This is a genomic window from Winogradskyella poriferorum, assembly GCF_036553625.1.
GTDB lineage: Bacteria > Bacteroidota > Bacteroidia > Flavobacteriales > Flavobacteriaceae > Winogradskyella > Winogradskyella poriferorum.
On sequence record NZ_JAZHOU010000006.1, the window covers coordinates 103368 to 122102 of the forward strand.

Annotated in this window: 32 protein-coding genes; all 32 read left to right on the forward strand. The window is 34.6% G+C overall.

Annotated features, from left to right (window positions below; translation table 11 throughout):
* Positions 1–7 precede the first annotated feature (7 nt).
* The 32 genes from rpsJ to V1468_RS14555 all read left to right on the forward strand — a co-directional run bounded on the left by rpsJ (position 8) and on the right by V1468_RS14555 (position 18699).
* Complete coding sequence (rpsJ, locus tag V1468_RS14400; protein ID WP_007650482.1) at positions 8–313, forward strand: 30S ribosomal protein S10; 306 nt, start codon at positions 8–10, stop codon at positions 311–313.
* Between the two features lie 143 nt (positions 314–456).
* Positions 457–1074 carry a 50S ribosomal protein L3 gene (gene rplC / locus V1468_RS14405; RefSeq protein WP_331810923.1) on the forward strand — a complete coding sequence of 206 codons (618 nt, stop codon included), beginning with the start codon at positions 457–459 and terminating at the stop codon, positions 1072–1074.
* Entirely contained in the window at positions 1074–1703 is a 630-nt protein-coding gene (gene rplD / locus V1468_RS14410) for a 50S ribosomal protein L4 (protein WP_331810924.1), read from the forward strand. The genes rplC and rplD overlap by 1 nt, the downstream gene beginning before the upstream one ends.
* Before the next feature lie 7 nt (positions 1704–1710).
* Positions 1711–2001, forward strand: coding sequence for a 50S ribosomal protein L23 (gene rplW, locus V1468_RS14415; RefSeq protein WP_138434828.1), 291 nt, complete (start codon positions 1711–1713; stop codon positions 1999–2001).
* A gap of 10 nt (positions 2002–2011) precedes the next feature.
* Positions 2012–2839, forward strand: a complete 828-nt coding sequence (gene rplB / locus V1468_RS14420) for a 50S ribosomal protein L2 (protein WP_331810925.1) — start codon at positions 2012–2014, stop codon at positions 2837–2839.
* 10 nt (positions 2840–2849) lie between these two features.
* The gene (gene rpsS, locus V1468_RS14425) at positions 2850–3128 is read left to right on the forward strand and encodes a 30S ribosomal protein S19 (protein ID WP_008269180.1); all 279 of its coding nucleotides are present in this window, start codon (positions 2850–2852) and stop codon (positions 3126–3128) included.
* A 5-nt stretch (positions 3129–3133) separates the two neighbouring features.
* The gene (gene rplV, locus V1468_RS14430) at positions 3134–3541 is read left to right on the forward strand and encodes a 50S ribosomal protein L22 (protein WP_138434826.1); all 408 of its coding nucleotides are present in this window, start codon (positions 3134–3136) and stop codon (positions 3539–3541) included.
* A 9-nt stretch (positions 3542–3550) separates the two neighbouring features.
* Complete coding sequence (gene rpsC / locus V1468_RS14435) at positions 3551–4264, forward strand: 30S ribosomal protein S3 (RefSeq protein WP_076620335.1); 714 nt, start codon at positions 3551–3553, stop codon at positions 4262–4264.
* A 20-nt stretch (positions 4265–4284) separates the two neighbouring features.
* A complete protein-coding gene (gene rplP / locus V1468_RS14440) occupies positions 4285–4704 on the forward strand; it encodes a 50S ribosomal protein L16 (protein ID WP_331810926.1) in 420 nt (139 codons plus the stop codon).
* Between the two features lie 12 nt (positions 4705–4716).
* Complete coding sequence (rpmC, locus tag V1468_RS14445; protein WP_138434824.1) at positions 4717–4908, forward strand: 50S ribosomal protein L29; 192 nt, start codon at positions 4717–4719, stop codon at positions 4906–4908.
* A 17-nt stretch (positions 4909–4925) separates the two neighbouring features.
* On the forward strand, positions 4926–5183 hold the full coding sequence (rpsQ, locus tag V1468_RS14450) for a 30S ribosomal protein S17 (protein ID WP_076620340.1): 258 nt from the start codon (positions 4926–4928) through the stop codon (positions 5181–5183).
* A 2-nt stretch (positions 5184–5185) separates the two neighbouring features.
* Positions 5186–5554, forward strand: a complete 369-nt coding sequence (rplN, locus tag V1468_RS14455; protein ID WP_278006379.1) for a 50S ribosomal protein L14 — start codon at positions 5186–5188, stop codon at positions 5552–5554.
* Positions 5555–5566: 12 nt separating this feature from the next.
* A complete protein-coding gene (gene rplX / locus V1468_RS14460) occupies positions 5567–5878 on the forward strand; it encodes a 50S ribosomal protein L24 (RefSeq protein WP_138434823.1) in 312 nt (103 codons plus the stop codon).
* A 2-nt stretch (positions 5879–5880) separates the two neighbouring features.
* Positions 5881–6432 (forward strand): 50S ribosomal protein L5, encoded by a 552-nt coding sequence (gene rplE / locus V1468_RS14465; protein WP_331810927.1) that lies wholly within the window; start codon positions 5881–5883, stop codon positions 6430–6432.
* Positions 6433–6434: 2 nt separating this feature from the next.
* Positions 6435–6704 carry a 30S ribosomal protein S14 gene (gene rpsN, locus V1468_RS14470; protein ID WP_076620346.1) on the forward strand — a complete coding sequence of 90 codons (270 nt, stop codon included), beginning with the start codon at positions 6435–6437 and terminating at the stop codon, positions 6702–6704.
* 104 nt (positions 6705–6808) lie between these two features.
* Positions 6809–7210 (forward strand): 30S ribosomal protein S8, encoded by a 402-nt coding sequence (gene rpsH / locus V1468_RS14475; RefSeq protein WP_331810928.1) that lies wholly within the window; start codon positions 6809–6811, stop codon positions 7208–7210.
* Between the two features lie 12 nt (positions 7211–7222).
* Complete coding sequence (gene rplF, locus V1468_RS14480) at positions 7223–7765, forward strand: 50S ribosomal protein L6 (protein WP_331810929.1); 543 nt, start codon at positions 7223–7225, stop codon at positions 7763–7765.
* A gap of 10 nt (positions 7766–7775) precedes the next feature.
* Positions 7776–8132 (forward strand): 50S ribosomal protein L18, encoded by a 357-nt coding sequence (gene rplR / locus V1468_RS14485; protein ID WP_138434820.1) that lies wholly within the window; start codon positions 7776–7778, stop codon positions 8130–8132.
* Positions 8133–8138: 6 nt separating this feature from the next.
* Positions 8139–8663: a 30S ribosomal protein S5 gene (gene rpsE, locus V1468_RS14490; protein ID WP_076620350.1), complete on the forward strand. Its 525-nt coding sequence runs from the start codon at positions 8139–8141 to the stop codon at positions 8661–8663.
* A gap of 11 nt (positions 8664–8674) precedes the next feature.
* Positions 8675–8854 carry a 50S ribosomal protein L30 gene (gene rpmD / locus V1468_RS14495; RefSeq protein ID WP_076620351.1) on the forward strand — a complete coding sequence of 60 codons (180 nt, stop codon included), beginning with the start codon at positions 8675–8677 and terminating at the stop codon, positions 8852–8854.
* A 16-nt stretch (positions 8855–8870) separates the two neighbouring features.
* Positions 8871–9323: a 50S ribosomal protein L15 gene (gene rplO / locus V1468_RS14500; protein ID WP_243471096.1), complete on the forward strand. Its 453-nt coding sequence runs from the start codon at positions 8871–8873 to the stop codon at positions 9321–9323.
* Between the two features lie 10 nt (positions 9324–9333).
* Positions 9334–10698, forward strand: a complete 1365-nt coding sequence (gene secY / locus V1468_RS14505) for a preprotein translocase subunit SecY (protein WP_331810930.1) — start codon at positions 9334–9336, stop codon at positions 10696–10698.
* Positions 10699–10775: 77 nt separating this feature from the next.
* The gene (gene infA / locus V1468_RS14510; RefSeq protein ID WP_007094967.1) at positions 10776–10991 is read left to right on the forward strand and encodes a translation initiation factor IF-1; all 216 of its coding nucleotides are present in this window, start codon (positions 10776–10778) and stop codon (positions 10989–10991) included.
* A gap of 23 nt (positions 10992–11014) precedes the next feature.
* Positions 11015–11131, forward strand: coding sequence for a type B 50S ribosomal protein L36 (gene ykgO, locus V1468_RS14515; protein ID WP_008269159.1), 117 nt, complete (start codon positions 11015–11017; stop codon positions 11129–11131).
* A 97-nt stretch (positions 11132–11228) separates the two neighbouring features.
* On the forward strand, positions 11229–11603 hold the full coding sequence (rpsM, locus tag V1468_RS14520; RefSeq protein WP_243471098.1) for a 30S ribosomal protein S13: 375 nt from the start codon (positions 11229–11231) through the stop codon (positions 11601–11603).
* A gap of 104 nt (positions 11604–11707) precedes the next feature.
* Positions 11708–12091, forward strand: a complete 384-nt coding sequence (rpsK, locus tag V1468_RS14525) for a 30S ribosomal protein S11 (RefSeq protein WP_331810931.1) — start codon at positions 11708–11710, stop codon at positions 12089–12091.
* 172 nt (positions 12092–12263) lie between these two features.
* Complete coding sequence (gene rpsD / locus V1468_RS14530; protein ID WP_331810932.1) at positions 12264–12869, forward strand: 30S ribosomal protein S4; 606 nt, start codon at positions 12264–12266, stop codon at positions 12867–12869.
* Between the two features lie 95 nt (positions 12870–12964).
* Positions 12965–13957, forward strand: coding sequence for a DNA-directed RNA polymerase subunit alpha (locus V1468_RS14535; protein ID WP_331810933.1), 993 nt, complete (start codon positions 12965–12967; stop codon positions 13955–13957).
* 72 nt (positions 13958–14029) lie between these two features.
* Positions 14030–14506, forward strand: a complete 477-nt coding sequence (rplQ, locus tag V1468_RS14540) for a 50S ribosomal protein L17 (protein WP_331810934.1) — start codon at positions 14030–14032, stop codon at positions 14504–14506.
* Between the two features lie 114 nt (positions 14507–14620).
* Positions 14621–15724, forward strand: coding sequence for a glutamine-hydrolyzing carbamoyl-phosphate synthase small subunit (gene carA, locus V1468_RS14545; RefSeq protein WP_331810935.1), 1104 nt, complete (start codon positions 14621–14623; stop codon positions 15722–15724).
* Between the two features lie 150 nt (positions 15725–15874).
* Positions 15875–17167, forward strand: coding sequence for a phosphopyruvate hydratase (eno, locus tag V1468_RS14550; RefSeq protein WP_331810936.1), 1293 nt, complete (start codon positions 15875–15877; stop codon positions 17165–17167).
* Positions 17168–17412: 245 nt separating this feature from the next.
* Entirely contained in the window at positions 17413–18699 is a 1287-nt protein-coding gene (locus tag V1468_RS14555; protein WP_331810937.1) for a citrate synthase, read from the forward strand.
* The last annotated feature ends 36 nt before the right edge of the window (positions 18700–18735 follow it).

Here is an 18735-nt window from a genome sequence, read left to right on the forward strand (position 1 = left end):
AAAGAAAATGAGTCAGAAAATTAGAATAAAATTAAAGTCTTACGATCATAATTTAGTTGACAAGTCTGCTGATAAGATTGTAAAAACTGTAAAAAGCACAGGTGCTGTAGTAACTGGTCCAATTCCATTACCAACACATAAGAAAATTTTCACTGTGTTACGTTCACCACACGTTAATAAGAAGTCGAGAGAACAATTTCAATTAAGCTCTTACAAGAGATTATTAGATATCTACTCTTCATCTTCTAAAACAATTGACGCTTTAATGAAACTTGAATTACCAAGTGGAGTTGAAGTTGAGATTAAGGTGTAATTACATATTTCTGTAAAAACAGAAATTATAAAATGTCCCACCGATGCGGTCGCGGGAAAAACGGAAAAAAATACAATTCAAGGCTGAAAGTATTTTTCGGCCTTGAGTTTTAAATAAAAACTAATAATTAATAAATAATAAATATGTCTGGGTTAATTGGAAAAAAAATCGGTATGACCAGCATTTTCGATGAAAATGGGAAGAATATTCCATGTACAGTAATCGAAGCAGGTCCATGTATCGTTACCCAAGTCAGAACTGAAGAAGTAGACGGTTATAGCGCACTTCAATTAGGTTTCGATGACGCGACAGAAAAGAACGCTACTAAAGCTGCAATTGGGCATGCTAAGAAAGCTGGGACTTCTGTAAAACGCAAAGTCGTAGAATTTAAAGGTTTTGACAAGGAGTACAAGTTAGGTGATGCTATCACAGTAGAGCAATTTATCGAAGGTGAGTTCGTGGATATTTCAGGAACTTCTAAAGGTAAAGGGTTTCAAGGTGTTGTAAAGCGTCATGGATTTGGTGGTGTAGGTCAAGCAACGCATGGTCAGCATAACCGTTTAAGAGCTCCTGGTTCTATTGGTGCAGCTTCTTATCCTGCGAGAGTATTCAAAGGAATGAAAATGGCCGGAAGAATGGGTGGCGACACAGTAAAAGTTGAAAATTTAAGAGTTTATAAAGTAGTTCCTGAAAAGAACTTACTTGTTGTAAAGGGCTGTGTTCCTGGTCACAAAAACTCTTATGTAATTATTGAGAAGTAATGAAGGTAGCAGTTTTAGATATAAACGGAAAAGATACGGGTAGAAAAGCTGAGCTTTCTAAAGACGTATTCGCTATTGAGCCTAATAACCACGCTGTTTATTTAGATGTTAAGCAATATTTAGCAAATCAAAGACAGGGCACACATAAGGCTAAAGAAAGAGGTGAAATCGCTGGTAGTACACGTAAGATTAAGAAACAAAAAGGAACAGGTACAGCACGTGCTGGTTCTATAAAGTCTGGTGTATTTAAAGGTGGTGGTCGTATGTTTGGGCCTAGACCAAGAAATTACGGTTTTAAATTAAATAAAAACGTAAAACGATTAGCACGTAAATCAGCATTAAGTATTAAGGCAAACGATAAAGCGATTGTAGTATTAGAGGACTTCAATTTTGATGCTCCAAAGACTAAAAATTTCGTGAACGTATTGAAAGCCTTAGAGGTAGATAATAAAAAGTCTCTATTTGTGTTGGGTGACTCAAATAATAATGTATATTTGTCGTCGCGCAATTTGAAAGGCTCTGAAGTTGTAACTAGCTCAGAATTAAGCACTTATAAAATAATGAATGCGAATAAAGTAGTTCTTTTAGAAGGTGCATTAGAAGGAATTGAATCGAATTTAAGTAAATAGAACACAGATGAGTATCTTAATTAAACCTATCATCACAGAAAAAGCAACCACTCAGAGTGAGTTGTTAAATGCTTATGCATTCGAAGTGAATACAAAGGCGAACAAGGTAGAAATCAAAAAAGCGGTTGAAGCTGCTTATGGTGTTTCTGTAGAAAAAGTTCGTACGATAAATGTCCGTCCAGATAGAAGAACGCGTTATACAAAAACGGGTATTCAGCATGGTAAAACAAATGCTATTAAAAAAGCAATTGTACAACTGGCGGAAGGTGAAACAATAGATTTATACGCTAACATGTAATTAGACTAAAATGTCAGTTAGAAAATTAAAACCGATCACATCAGCTCAGCGTTTTAGAGTAGTAAATGGATTTGACGCCATCACTACTGATAAGCCGGAGAAAAGTTTATTAGCTCCGAAAAAAAGATCTGGTGGTAGAAACAGTCAAGGAAAAATGACCATGCGCCACATGGGTGGAGGTCATAAGAAAAAGTATCGTATCATTGATTTTAAACGTAACAAAACTGGAATTCCAGCAGAAGTTAAGACAATAGAATACGATCCAAACAGAACAGCATTTATTGCATTGTTAAACTATCAAGATGGTGAAAAGAGATACATCATTGCTCAAAATGGTTTACAAGTAGGTCAAAATGTTGTGTCTGGTGAAAGTGGCGTAGCTCCAGAAATTGGAAACGCAATGCCATTAAGTGAAATACCTCTAGGTACTATTATTTCTTGTATAGAGTTACGTCCGGGTCAAGGTGCTGTTATGGCGCGTAGTGCTGGTGCTTTTGCTCAATTAATGGCAAGAGATGGTAAGTTTGCAACGATCAAGTTGCCATCAGGTGAAACTAGAATGGTATTAGCTACTTGTATGGCTACTATTGGAGTTGTTTCAAACTCAGATCATCAGTTATTAGTGTCTGGTAAAGCAGGTAGAAGCAGATGGTTAGGAAGACGTCCAAGAGTTAGACCAGTAGTAATGAACCCAGTAGATCATCCAATGGGTGGTGGTGAAGGTAAATCTTCAGGTGGTCATCCAAGATCTAAGAATGGTATTCCTGCTAAGGGTTATAGAACACGTTCTAAGACGAAAGCGAGTAATAAGTATATTGTAGAACGTAGAAAGAAATAAGTAAGATAGTATGGCACGTTCATTAAAAAAAGGACCTTATATTCATTATAAGTTAGAAAAGAAAGTTGCAGAAAATGTAGCTTCAAACAAGAAGACTGTTATCAAGACTTGGTCAAGAGCATCTATGATCTCTCCGGATTTCGTAGGTCAGACTATAGCTGTACACAATGGTCGTCAATTTGTTCCAGTATATGTAACTGAGAATATGGTAGGTCATAAATTAGGAGAATTTTCACCAACAAGATCATTTAGAGGTCATGCAGGTGCTAAGAATAAAGGTAAAAAATAAGAATCATGGGAAGTCGTAAAAAACAAATGGCGGAAGCTATTAAGGCTGAGAAGAAGCAGGTTGCTTTTGCTAAGCTAAATAACTGTCCTACATCACCAAGAAAGATGCGTTTAGTTGCAGATTTAGTTAGAGGTGAAAAGGCAGAGAAAGCTCTTCAGATTCTTAGATTTAGCCCTAAGGAAGCGTCTCGTCGTTTAGAAAAATTGGTTATGTCTGCAATTGCAAACTGGCAAGCTAAAAACGAGGATGCTGATGTTGAGGAAGCTAATCTATTTATCAAAGAGATTAGAGTAGATGGTGGTACAATGCTTAAGCGTTTACGTCCAGCACCTCAAGGTAGAGCACACAGAATTAGAAAAAGATCTAACCACGTTACTGTAGTGGTAGATTCATTAAATAAAACACAAAGCTAAGATAGAGATATGGGACAAAAGACAAATCCAATCGGAAATCGCTTAGGAATTATCAGAGGATGGGAATCTAACTGGTATGGCGGAAATGATTATGGAGACAAACTTGCAGAGGATGATAAAATCCGTAAGTATATCCATGCTCGTTTATCTAAAGCTAGTGTAAGTAGAGTAATTATTGAGCGTACGCTTAAACTTGTAACCGTTACTATCACTACTGCTAGACCTGGTATTATTATCGGTAAAGGTGGTCAAGAGGTAGACAAGCTAAAAGAAGAGCTTAAGAAAATTACTGGTAAAGAAGTTCAATTGAACATCTTTGAAATTAAAAGACCTGAACTAGATGCACATTTAGTAGCAGCAAGTATCGCTCGTCAGATAGAAAGTCGTATTTCTTACAGAAGAGCAATCAAAATGGCTATCGCTGCAGCTATGCGTATGAATGCTGAAGGAATCAAGGTTCAAATTAGTGGTCGTTTAAACGGTGCTGAAATGGCACGTTCTGAGCACTATAAAGAAGGACGTATTCCTTTATCTACATTTAGAGCTGATATTGATTACGCTCTTGTTGAAGCACATACTACTTATGGTAGATTAGGTGTAAAAGTGTGGATTATGAAAGGCGAAGTTTATGGGAAAAGAGAACTTTCTCCATTAGTAGGTCTTTCTAAGCAAAAAGGAAAAGGTGGACGTGGAGGAAACAAAAACCAACGTCGTAGAAAGTAATTTTTTAAAGAAAAGACAAAATGTTACAGCCTAAAAGAACAAAATTTCGTAAGCAGCAAAAAGGTCGTATGAAAGGTAATGCCGGAAGAGGTCATTTGTTATCAAATGGTACTTTTGGTATAAAATCTTTAGACTCGTCATTTATAACTGCACGTCAAATAGAAGCAGCGCGTATTGCCGCTACTCGTTATATGAAAAGAGAAGGGTCGTTATGGATTAAAATATTTCCAGACAAGCCTATTACAAAAAAGCCTCTTGAAGTACGTATGGGTAAAGGTAAAGGTAGTGTAGAATATTGGGCAGCCGTTGTAAAACCGGGTCGCGTATTATTTGAAATAAGTGGAGTGCCGTTAGAAACAGCTCAAGAAGCTTTACGTTTAGCAGCACAAAAACTTCCAGTAAAAACTAAGTTTATCATTGCTAGAGATTACGAAGCATAATAAAAAGAAATTATGAAGCAATCAGAAATTAAACAGCTTTCAACAGCTGAGTTACAAGAAAAACTTAGTGAGACTAAAAAGAGTTATTCAGACCTAAAAATGGCTCACACAATATCTCCTTTAGATAATCCTATACAGTTGCGTACTGTACGAAGAACTGTAGCTAGATTAGCGACAGAATTAACTAAAAGAGACGGACAATAATTGTATTCTGCTGAAAGATGGAAAAAAGAAATTTAAGAAAAGAACGTATAGGAGTAGTTACTAGTAACAAAATGGAGAAGTCTATTGTTGTTTCAGAAGTAAAAAAAGTTAAACATCCTATGTATGGAAAATTCGTGTTAAAGACAAAGAAATATGTTGCGCACGATGAGAAAAACGACTGCAACGAAGGAGATACTGTAAAGATCATGGAAACAAGACCTATGAGTAAATCTAAGTGTTGGAGATTAGTAGAAATAATTGAAAGAGCGAAGTAATTATGGTACAACAAGAATCAAGATTAAAAGTAGCAGATAACACAGGTGCTAAAGAAGTTTTAGTAATTCGTGTTTTAGGTGGTACAAAAAGAAGATACGCTTCTGTTGGTGATAAAGTAGTAGTCTCTGTTAAAGATGCTACTCCTAATGGAAATGTAAAGAAAAAAGCAGTTTCTACTGCGGTTGTTGTACGTACAGCTAAAGAAGTAAGACGTCCAGATGGATCTTACATTAGATTTGACGATAATGCATGTGTGTTATTAAACCCACAAGGTGAAATGAGAGGTACACGTGTATTTGGTCCAGTAGCAAGAGAACTTCGTGATAAACAATTCATGAAAATTGTATCATTAGCACCAGAAGTGCTTTAATTGATAAATAAGATGACAAAGCTTAAAATAAAATCAGGAGATACTGTAAAAGTAATTGCTGGAGATCACAAAGGATCAGAAGGTAAAGTACTTAAAGTATTAAAAGATAAGAACAAAGCCATTGTGGAAGGTGTAAACATGGTGAAGAAACACACTAAACCAAGTGCACAAAACCCACAAGGAGGTATTGTAGAGAAAGAAGCATCAATTCATATTTCAAACTTGTCTTTATTAACAAGCAAGGGTGAAACTACAAGAGTAGGTTACAGAATGGATGGCGACAATAAAGTAAGATTTTCTAAAAAATCTAATGAAGTAATTTAATTATGGCTTACGTTGCAAGATTAAAAAAAGAGTATCAGGACAAAGTAGTTCCTGCTCTTACAGAAGAATTTGGATATAAAAATGTAATGCAAGTTCCTAAGCTAGAAAAGATAGTATTATCTAGAGGTGTAGGTGCTGCTGTAGCAGATAAAAAATTAATTGATCACGCTGTTGATGAATTAACAAAAATATCTGGGCAAAAAGCTGTTGCTACAATTTCTAAGAAAGACGTTGCATCATTTAAGTTACGTAAAGGAATGCCAATTGGTGCAAAAGTAACGTTACGTGGTGAGCAAATGTACGAGTTCTTAGATAGATTAGTAACAACTGCATTACCACGAGTAAGAGATTTTAACGGTATCAAAGCTACAGGTTTTGATGGTCGTGGAAATTATAACTTAGGTATTACAGAGCAAATCATTTTTCCTGAAATTGATATCGATAAAATCAATAAAATCTCGGGAATGGATATTACATTTGTGACTTCTGCTGAAACAGACAAAGAAGCGAAGTCTTTATTAACAGAACTAGGATTACCATTTAAAAAGAATTAAGTATGGCTAAAGAATCAATGAAAGCTCGTGAGGTGAAGCGTGCAAAGACAGTAGCTAAATATGCTGAGAAAAGAAAGGCTTTAAAAGAAGCTGGAGATTACGAAGCGTTACAAAAGTTGCCAAAAAATGCATCACCAATACGTATGCATAACCGTTGTAAACTTACAGGAAGACCAAAAGGTTATATGAGACAGTTTGGTATCTCTCGTGTAATGTTTAGAGAAATGGCTAACAAAGGGTTAATTCCTGGTGTGAAAAAAGCAAGTTGGTAACATTGAGGAAGCGAGTTAGCTTCTGTACAATTATCAATATAACTATTGTATAATCGGAATCTAGGTTCGAGAAGTTCGAAAACCATTTTCCTAAATTTTAAACTATGTACACAGATCCAATAGCGGATTATTTAACGCGAGTTAGAAATGCTGTGAAAGCTAACCACAGAGTGGTAGAGATTCCTGCATCTAACTTAAAAAAAGAGATAACTAAAATATTATTCGATCAAGGATATATTTTAAGTTACAAATTTGATGACGAGTCTACTGCTCAAGGTACAATTAAGATTGCCTTAAAGTATAACAAAGACACTAAAGAGTCAGTTATCAAAAAAATTCAAAGAATCAGTAAACCAGGTTTACGTAAATACGCTGGTGCTAACGAAATGCCAAGAATCTTAAATGGTTTAGGTATTGCAATTGTTTCTACATCTCACGGTGTAATGACAGGAAAACAAGCGCAAAGAGAAAACGTTGGTGGTGAAGTATTATGTTACGTATACTAAAAACAGGAAATTATGTCAAGAATAGGTAAAAGCCCAATCACAGTTCCTGAAGGTGTAACTGTTGAAATTAAAGACAACGTAATTACAGCAAAAGGAAAGTTAGGAGAGTTAACTCAAACTTACTCTGATGTTGAAATTACTATAGAAGACGGTACAATAACATTAAGCCGTCCTTCAGAAAAGAAAGATCACAGAGCAAAGCACGGTCTTTACAGAGCGTTAATTGCTAATATGATAGAAGGTGTATCTAACGGATTTACTAAAGAGTTAGAATTAGTAGGTGTAGGTTATAGAGCATCAAATCAAGGACAGAAGTTAGATTTAGCAATAGGTTTTTCTCATAATATTGTTATGGACATTGCTCCAGAAGTAAAAGTTGAGACTATCTCAGAAAAAGGTAAAAACCCAATCGTTAAATTAACATCTCACGACAAACAATTAGTTGGTCAAGTAGCAGCTAAAATCCGTGGTTTCCGTAAGCCAGAGCCTTACAAAGGAAAAGGTATCAAGTTTGTTGGTGAAGAAATTAGAAGAAAAGCAGGTAAATCAGCTTAATAAGTAAGTTATGGCATTGACAAAGAACGAAAGAAGATTAAGAATAAAAAACAGAATCCGTAAGGTAGTTTCTGGGACAGAAGCTAGACCTAGATTAGCTGTTTTTAGAAGTAATAAAGAAATTTATGCTCAAGTCGTAGATGATGTAACTGGTAAAACTATAGCTGCTGCATCTTCAAGAGACAAAGATATAGCAACGTCTAAAGGAAATAAGACAGAAATTGCTGCTTTAGTAGGAAAAGCTGTTGCAGAAAAAGCTATGAAAGCTGGTGTAGAGACAATCTCTTTTGATAGAGGTGGTTATTTATATCACGGTAGAGTAAAATCATTAGCAGAAGGTGCTAGAGAAGCAGGACTTAAATTTTAAGACATTATGTATCAAAAATATAAAAACGCAGAATTAGTAAAACCAGGCGGATTAGATTTAAAAGACCGTTTAGTAGGTGTACAGCGTGTAACTAAAGTAACAAAAGGTGGTAGAGCATTTGGTTTTTCTGCTATTGTAGTTGTTGGTGATGAAGCTGGTGTTGTAGGTCATGGATTAGGTAAATCTAAAGACGTGGCAACAGCAATTTCAAAGGCTGTAGAAGACGCGAAAAAGAACTTAGTAAGAATTCCTATCGTAAAAGGTACTTTACCTCACGAACAAAAAGGTAAATACGGTGGTGCTAGAGTAAATATTATTCCAGCTGCACCTGGTACAGGAGTTATTGCTGGTGGTGCTGTAAGAACAGTACTTGAAGCAGTTGGTGTACATGATGTATTATCAAAATCTCAAGGATCTTCAAATCCTCATAACGTTGTAAAGGCTACTTTTGATGCTTTATTACAATTAAGAGACGCAAAAGCTGTAGCAAGAGAACGTGGAATTTCACTTGAAAAAGTATATAAAGGATAATCTAGGACAAGATGGCAAAGATTAAAGTAACTAAAGTAAAAAGTGCAATCAATCGTACTAAAAGACAAAAGCAAACATTAGAAGCTTTAGGTCTTAGAAAGATTGGACAAGTAGTAGAGCACGATGCCACACCAAATATCCTTGGTATGGTGAAGAAAGTTGAACATTTAGTTTCTGTAGAGGAAGCTTAAAAATACAAACTTAACAATGGATTTAAGTAATTTAAAACCTGCAGAAGGTTCAGTTAAAAATCAAGGAAAACGTGTTGGACGTGGTCAAGGATCTGGTAAAGGTGGTACTGCGACAAGAGGCCACAAAGGAGCTAAGTCACGTTCAGGATACTCTAAGAAATTAGGTTTTGAAGGTGGTCAAATGCCTTTACAAAGACGTGTTCCTAAGTTTGGATTTACTAACATTAACAGAGTAGAATATCAAGGTATAAACTTAGATACTTTACAAGAGTTAGTAGACGAAAAGAAGATAAAAGATACTGTAGATTTTGAAACACTTGTATCATTAGGTAAAGCTGGAAAGAACGATCTAGTTAAAATCTTAGGTAGAGGTGAATTAAAAGCAAAATTAACGGTAACTGCACATAAATTTACTGCAACAGCAAAAGCTGCTATTGAGGCTGCTGGTGGTGAAGCTGTAACTTTATAAGATTTAAAAGATGAAGATAATAGAAACATTAAAAAACGTCTGGAAAATCACTGAGCTTAAGGATAGAATTCTTCTAACCTTAGGCTTGTTATTAGTGTACCGTTTTGGTGCTCAGGTGGTTTTACCAGGTGTAGATTTTCCTAAGTTATCAGAATTACAAAGTTCTGCTGCTGAAGGTGGTTTATTATGGCTTATTAATGCGTTTACTGGTGGTGGTTTTTCAAAAGCATCAGTTTTTGCACTAGGTATAATGCCATACATCTCGGCATCTATCGTTGTACAACTTATGGGTATAGCAATTCCTTATCTACAGAAACTTCAAAAAGAAGGAGCTAGTGGACAGAAGAAAATTACCCAGATTACAAGATGGTTAACTATTGGAATTTGCTTGGTTCAGGCACCTGCTTATTTAGGTACCATTCCATCATTATCTGGTCTTCAGTCAATTAATCAAATGTTAATACCAGGTTTTTCAGAAAACATTTTCTATTTCTCTTCAGTGATTATCTTAGTGACAGGCTGTGTTTTTGCTATGTGGTTAGGTGAAAAAATTACTGATAAAGGTATAGGTAATGGTATTTCATTATTAATTATGGTTGGTATCATTGCTACTATGCCACAGTCATTTGCACAAAATATGTTCTCTAGATTAGAGGGTGGAAATGGTGGATTTATGATGATTTTAATAGAATTAGTTATCTGGTTCTTAATCATCTTAGGTTCTGTATTCTTAGTAATGGCAGTACGTAAAATTGCCGTACAATACGCAAGAAGAACAGCTTCTGGTGGCTATGAGAAAAATGTATTTGGATCTCGTCAATTTTTACCGTTAAAATTAAACGCTTCAGGTGTAATGCCTATCATATTTGCTCAAGCAATCATGTTTGCACCAGCATACATAGGTAAATTATTTGGCCCAGAAAGCGGAGTAGGACAATGGATGCAAACTAACTTCCAAGATATATTTGGATTTTGGTACAATCTTGTATTTGCACTATTAATTATAATATTTACATATTTCTATACTGCAATAACAGTGCCTACAAATAAAATGGCAGACGATTTAAAACGTAGTGGTGGATTTATTCCAGGAATTAGACCAGGTACAGAAACGGCTGAGTACTTAGATAAAATTATGTCTCAGATTACATTACCAGGATCTATTTTCTTAGCCTTAGTTGCTATCTTCCCTGCTTTTGTTTATCAGTTAGTTGGGGTTCAACAGGGTTGGGCATTATTTTTCGGTGGTACATCATTATTAATTATGGTTGGTGTGGCTATTGATACTATGCAGCAGATTAATTCTTATTTATTAAATAAGCATTATGATGGCTTGATGAAAACGGGAAAAAACAGAAAATCTGTTACCGCATAATTATAAAAGGATTAAAATGTTCAATAAAGTTTAGGCAAGGTATTTGTTAAATGAAGACTGAACATTAAAAATAAATTATGGCAAAACAAGCAGCAATAGAACAAGACGGAACGATTATAGAAGCATTATCTAATGCAATGTTCCGTGTTGAATTAGAAAATGGTCACATTGTGACAGCACACATATCTGGAAAAATGCGTATGCATTACATTAAGTTGTTACCAGGTGATAAAGTAAAATTAGAAATGAGCCCTTACGATTTAACTAAGGCTCGTATAACCTATAGATACTAATAAGTATTTAAAAACAGATACAGATGAAAGTAAGAGCATCAGTTAAAAAGAGAAGTGCTGATTGTAAATTAGTACGTCGTAAAGGAAGACTTTACGTTATTAACAAAAAGAATCCAAGATTCAAGCAAAGACAAGGATAAAAAAGTCAATTAGTAATTAGTAGTTAGATGAATCTGTTCGAAATCGAAAGGTTTAGGATTCTAACAACTAAAAGCTAACAGCTAAAAACTAAATTATATGGCAAGAATTGCAGGTGTAGACATACCAAAACAAAAAAGAGGAGTTATCTCTTTAACTTATATCTATGGTATAGGTAGAAGTAGAGCTAAGGAAATTTTAGAAACTGCTAAAGTTGACGAGAGCACAAAAGTACAAGACTGGACTGACGACGAGATCGGAGCTATCCGTGAAGCAGTTGGTGCATTTAAAATTGAAGGTGAATTACGTTCTGAAACACAATTAAACATTAAGCGTTTAATGGATATTGGTTGTTACAGAGGTATTCGTCACAGAGCTGGTCTTCCTTTAAGAGGACAGCGTACTAAGAACAACTCTCGTACAAGAAAAGGTAGAAGAAAAACAGTTGCTAACAAGAAAAAAGTAACTAAATAATAACAGACATTAGTCATTAGTAATTAGACGTTAGATGAATCTGCTCGAAATCGGAAGGTTTAGGATTCTAACAACTAAAAGCTAACAACTAGAAACTAAAAAACATGGCAAAGTCAAATACAAAAAAACGTAAAGTAATAGTAGATGCTATAGGTGAAGCGCATATTACAGCCTCATTCAACAACATCATTGTTTCTTTAACAAATAAAAAAGGTGACGTAATTTCTTGGTCATCTGCTGGTAAAATGGGCTTTAGAGGTTCTAAAAAGAATACTCCTTACGCAGCACAATTAGCTGCAGAAGATGCTGCTGGTGTAGCAAAAGAAGCTGGTTTAAAGAAAGTAAAAGTATACGTAAAAGGTCCTGGTAACGGTAGAGAATCTGCCATCAGATCAATTCACAATTCAGGTATTGAAGTTTCAGAAATTATCGATGTAACTCCAATGCCACATAATGGTTGTCGTCCTCCAAAGAGACGTCGCGTATAATTATGTACACATACTTAAGTTAATATCAGTCGATTATTCGGTTGGTATTAACTTTTTTTATGTACATTTGCAAACTGAAAAAAATTAAAACAAGTATCAACGAGAGATTAACGGTTATAGAAGGATAAGTTTAAGACCTTAATTTTATAATCACTCTCAAAATCAATTTAAAATGGCAAGATATACTGGTCCTAAAACTAAAATAGCTCGTAAATTCGGTCAAGCTATCTTCGGAGACGACAAAGCCTTCGAAAAAAGAAACTACCCTCCAGGTCAACACGGTAACAACAGAAGACGTGGAAAAAAATCTGAATACGCAATCCAGTTAATGGAAAAGCAAAAAGCAAAATATACTTATGGTATATTAGAGCGTCAGTTCAGAAACATGTTTAAAAGAGCAACTGCAGCCCAAGGTATTACAGGTGAGGTTTTATTACAATTATGTGAGTCTCGTTTAGATAACGTGGTTTTCAGAATGGGTGTTGCACCAACTAGAAGTGCTGCAAGACAATTAGTATCTCACAGACACATTACTGTTAATGGCGAAAAGGTAAACATTCCTTCTTACCAATTAAAGGCAGGTGATGTTGTAGGTGTAAGAGAAAAATCTAAATCTTTAGAAGCTATTCAAGCTTCATTATCTAACTCTAGCAACGTATATGAGTGGATAACTTGGAATAATGATAAAATGGAAGGAACTTATGTTTCTGTACCAGCTAGAATCCAAATTCCTGAGCAAATCAATGAGCAGTTCATCGTCGAACTTTACTCTAAATAATAAATTAATCACATTGGTATTTGGCCAAAGGGTTTATTTGTCTTCTTCAAACTTATAAACCGCGCAACCAAATAACAATTAAAACGAAGAATTAAATGGCAATATTAAATTTTCAGAAACCAGATAAAGTAATCATGATTGATTCTACTGATTTTGAAGGTAAGTTCGAATTCAGACCTTTAGAACCAGGATACGGATTAACAGTTGGTAATGCTTTACGTAGAGTATTATTATCTTCTTTAGAAGGTTTTGCAATCACTTCTGTTAGAATAGAAGGTGTAGATCACGAATTTTCTACAATTTCTGGAGTAGTAGAAGATGTAACAGAAATGATATTAAACTTAAAGCAAGTAAACTTTAAGCGTCAGATAGATGAAGTAGATAACGAAACAGTTACTATTTCTATTTCTGGACAAGAGCAAATCACTGCTGGTGATTTCCAAAAGTTTATTTCAGGTTTTCAAGTTTTAAATACAGATTTAGTAATCTGTAACTTAGATCCTAAAGTAAATATCAACATGGAGATAACTATAGAAAAAGGTAGAGGTTATGTTCCTGCTGAAGAAAACAAAAAAGCTTCTGCACCAATGGGAACAATCTTTACAGATTCTATCTATACTCCAATAAAAAATGTTAAGTATAGCATCGAGAACTTCCGTGTAGAGCAGAAGACAGATTACGAAAAGTTAGTTTTCGAAATTCTAACAGATGGTTCTATCCATCCTAAGGATGCTTTAACAGAAGCAGCAAAAATATTAATTCACCACTTCATGTTATTCTCTGATGAACGTATAACATTAGAAGCTGATGAGATTGCACAAACAGAAACTTATGATGAAGAGTCACTTCACATGAGACAGTTACTTAAGACTAAATTAGTTGATATGGATCTTTCTGTACGTGCGCTTAACTGTTTAAAAGCTGCTGAAGTAGATACTTTAGGTGATTTAGTATCTTTTAACAAAAATGATTTAATGAAATTCAGAAACTTTGGTAAGAAGTCTTTAACTGAGCTTGAAGAATTAGTGAGCGTTAAAGGTCTTAACTTTGGAATGGATTTAAGTAAATACAAATTAGATAAAGACTAATTACAAATAATTATTAATCATATTTTGCTCCTCAAAAAATGAGTTTGGTAGCAAGATGATAACACAAAAGTCATGAGACACGGAAAAAAATTCAATCATTTAGGAAGACAGTCTGCACACAGAAAGTCAATGTTAGCTAATATGGCTTGTTCGTTAATAGAACACAAGCGTATTAACACAACAACTGCTAAGGCAAAAGCTTTAAAACAGTTTGTAGAGCCATTAATTACTAAGTCTAAAGAAGACACTACTCACAATAGAAGAGTTGTGATGTCTAGACTAAGACAAAAAGAAGCAGTTGCAGAATTGTTTAGAGATGTAGCAGCTAAAGTTGCGGACCGTCCAGGTGGTTACACACGTATCATTAAGTTAGGAAACCGTTTAGGTGATAACGCTGATATGGCAATGATTGAGTTAGTAGATTACAATGAGTTATATAATGCTGATAAGCCAGCTAAGAAATCTACTCGTAGAAGTAGAAGAGGTGGTAAGAAGAGCACAACTGCTGTTCCTCCAGTAGAGACTCAAGCTTCAAACGAAGAAGAATAATTGATGTTAATAATCATTAATAAATATAAAGGATAGACTTTTTAAGTTTATCCTTTTTTTTTGGAATTTTGTAAAACCTTTTCTGCTAATGCAGAAATCTTATAAACATTGCACATGAAATACAAACAAAGAAAAAAAGCACTGATTCTATTAGAAGATGGTACCATTTTTTATGGTAAGTCAATAGGTAAAGACGGTACATCATTCGGTGAAGTATGCTTTAATACAGGTACAACAGGTTACCAGGAAATTTTTACTGATCCTTCGTATTATGGCCAGCTTATGGTTACTACAAATGCACATATCGGTAATTATGGTACTAAGGAAGACGAAATGGAATCAGCTGATGTAAAAATAGCAGGTTTAATTTGTAAGAATTTTAGTTTTGAATACTCTCGACCTGCAGGAGATAGCTCATTAGAAGATTTCTTTGAAAAATATAACACGTTGGCAATTGCAGATGTAGATACAAGAGCTCTGGTAAGTTATATTAGAGATAATGGCGCAATGAACGCTGTTATTTCTACCGAAATAGATGACATAGAAGGTCTAAAAAAACAATTAGCAGAGCAACCAGATATGAAAGGTTTAGAGTTGGCTTCAAAAGTATCAACTAAAGAACCTTATTATTTTGGTGATGAAAATGCAACCTATAAAATTGCAGCTTTAGATATAGGAATTAAAAAGAATATTCTAAGGAATTTAGCTAAGCGCGATGCGTATATAAAAGTATTCCCTTACAATTCTAAATTTGAAGATTTAGAAGCATTCAATCCAGATGGTTACTTTTTATCTAATGGACCAGGTGATCCGGAGCCATTAGTTGAAGCACAGGCTGTAGCAAAAGAAATTATTGAAAGAAATAAGCCATTATTCGGTATATGTTTGGGGCATCAGGTTATAGCTCTAGCTAATGGTATTTCTACATACAAGATGCATAATGGTCATAGAGGAATAAATCATCCTGTGAAAAATTTAATTACAGGAAAAGGTGAAATCACCTCTCAAAATCATGGCTTTGCTATCAATAGAGAAGAAACTGAGGCTAATGAAAATGTTGAAATAACTCATGTTCACCTAAATGATAATACAGTCGCTGGAATTAAGATAAAAAATAAGAACTGCTTTTCAGTACAATACCATCCTGAAGCAAGTCCTGGGCCAAATGATTCTGTTTATTTATTTGACCAATTTATAGAGAATATTAAAAACAACTAGTATAAAAAACGTAACAAATCTCAATATTTGTTGCGTTTTTTTAGTTTCGAAAACATTATAGTAAATATTAATCGTAAATATGATTTTTGTTCTGTTTTACGGTCTATATTTTCGTAATTTTGGAATAATCAACAATTAAAATATAAAGAAATGAGCATTATAATTAATGTACACGCAAGACAAATTTTAGATTCTAGAGGTAATCCTACTGTAGAGGTAGATGTTGTAACAGAAAGTGGAATTATGGGAAGAGCAGCAGTACCTTCAGGCGCTTCAACAGGTGAGCACGAAGCTGTGGAGTTAAGAGATGGTGGTGATACATATATGGGAAAAGGAGTTTCTAAAGCAGTTGAGAATGTTAATGCTGTAATCGCTCAAGAGTTACTTGGTGTTTCTGTATTTGAACAAAATGCCATCGATCAATTAATGATTGATTTAGATGGTACAAAGAATAAATCAAAACTTGGGGCAAATGCTATATTAGGTGTTTCACTTGCTGTGGCAAAAGCTGCCGCTAATGAATTAGGAATGCCATTATATCGCTACGTCGGTGGTGTGTCTGCAAACACGTTACCATTACCAATGATGAATATTATTAACGGTGGTTCTCATAGCGATGCTCCAATTGCATTTCAAGAATTTATGGTAATGCCTGTTAAAGCAAAAAACTTTACTCACGCTATGCAAATGGGAACAGAGATTTTCCATAATCTTAAAAAAGTATTGCACGACAGAGGTCTTAGTACAGCTGTAGGTGACGAAGGTGGCTTTGCGCCAAATTTAGAAGGAGGAACAGAAGACGCCTTAGATTCTATAAAATTGGCAGTAGAAAAGGCAGGATATACATTTGGAGACGATGTTAAGATCGCTTTAGACTGTGCAGCAGCAGAGTTTTATGTAGATGGGAAATATGATTATACAAAGTTTGAAGGTGAATCTGGTAAAATAAGAACATCTGCAGAACAGGCAGAATACTTAGCTGAATTAGCGTCTAAATATCCAATTATATCTATCGAAGATGGTATGGATGAAAACGATTGGGACGGTTGGAAAGTTTTAACTGATAAAATAGGCGATAAAGTACAATTGGTAGGTGACGATTTATTTGTAACAAATGTAGAGCGTTTATCTCGTGGTATTGAAAATGGAATAGCAAATTCTATACTAATTAAAGTAAACCAAATAGGTACTTTAACTGAAACTATTTCAGCAGTAAACATGGCTCACAATGCAGGTTACACATCTGTCATGTCTCATAGATCTGGAGAGACTGAAGACAATACTATTGCGGATTTAGCTGTTGCATTAAATACAGGCCAGATTAAAACAGGTTCTGCTTCACGTAGTGATCGTATGGCAAAATACAATCAATTATTACGCATAGAAGAAGAGCTAGGAGATGTAGCTTACTTTCCACAAGAGAAAGCTTTTAAAGTGAAGTAATATAATCTTTAATAAATTATTAATAAGTTAGAAGAAACCTGTCCGATTGGATAGGTTTTTTTTTGCTTTTTTTTCAGAAAATAAAGGACTAAATAACATTTAAAGAAAAATACAGTTTATTCCTTTTGATCTATTGATTTCAATAATACCCAAATTGTTAAAACGATTGTAAATTGACTTCCGAAATCGTTTGATATTTCGTAAATTAGCAGTCCTTAAAAATTCACAAAAACAAGTAAAAAAATATGTCAGATAAAGCTACCTTAGAAATTAATGGTGAAAAATATGAGTTACCACTAAAAGTAGGAACAGAGAACGAAGTTGCCATTGATATAAAAACCTTAAGAAGTGCAACAGGAGGTGTTATTACCATAGATCCAGGTTATAAAAACACAGGAAGTTGTGAAAGTGCGATAACATTTTTGGATGGTGAAAAAGGAATACTAAGGTACAGAGGTTATTCAATTGAAGAATTAGCTGAAAAAGCTGACTTTTTAGAAGTTGTATACTTATTAATTTTTGGCGAATTACCAACACAAGATCAGCTAGACAAATTTTCTAAAGATATTAAGGAAGAGTCTGTTGTAGATGACGATGTTAAAAAGATATTAGATGCTTTTCCAAAGTCGGCACATCCAATGGGAGTGCTATCTTCTTTAACTAGTGCTTTAACGGCATTTTATCCTTCTTCTGTAGATATAAACTCAGAAGAAGCAATGTATAATGCTATTGTAAGAATCTTAGCTAAGTTTCCAATTTTAGTTGCTTGGACCATGCGTAAAAAACATGGTTTGCCATTAGATTATGGTGACAAAAATTTAGGTTATGTAGAGAACGTTCTTAAAATGATGTTCAAAAGACCAGATAGCGAGTATGAACAAAACCCTATTTTAGTAAACGCATTAGATAAGTTGTTAATTCTGCATGCAGACCATGAACAAAATTGTTCAGCTTCTACGGTTAGGATAGCTGGTTCTTCTCATGCAGGTCTCTTTGTTTCTTTAGCATCAGGTATATCTGCACTTTGGGGACCATTACATGGTGGTGCTAACCAAGCTGTATTAGAAATGCTAGAAGCTATTAAAGAAGATGGAGGAGATACTAAAAAGTATATGGCTAAAGCTAAGGATAAAGAAGATCCATTCCGTTTAATGGGCTTTGGTCACCGTGTTTACAAGAATTTTGATCCTAGAGCAAGAATTATTAAGAAAGCAGCAGATGAGGTTTTAGGTGATTTGGGTGTAGAAGATCCTATTTTGGATATTGCAAAAGGGTTAGAGAAAGAAGCTTTAGAAGATCAATATTTTGTTGATAGAAAATTATATCCTAATGTAGATTTCTATTCTGGTATTATATATAGAGCTATGGGAATACCTGTAGAAATGTTTACTGTAATGTTTGCACTTGGTCGTTTGCCAGGTTGGATTGCACAGTGGAGAGAAATGCGCATGCGCAAAGAGCCAATTGGACGTCCAAGACAACTATATATCGGTGAAACTTACAGGGAGTTTAAAACCATTGACAAAAGATAAATTATTGAATTAAATAGCAAAAAGCTTCATAATCTA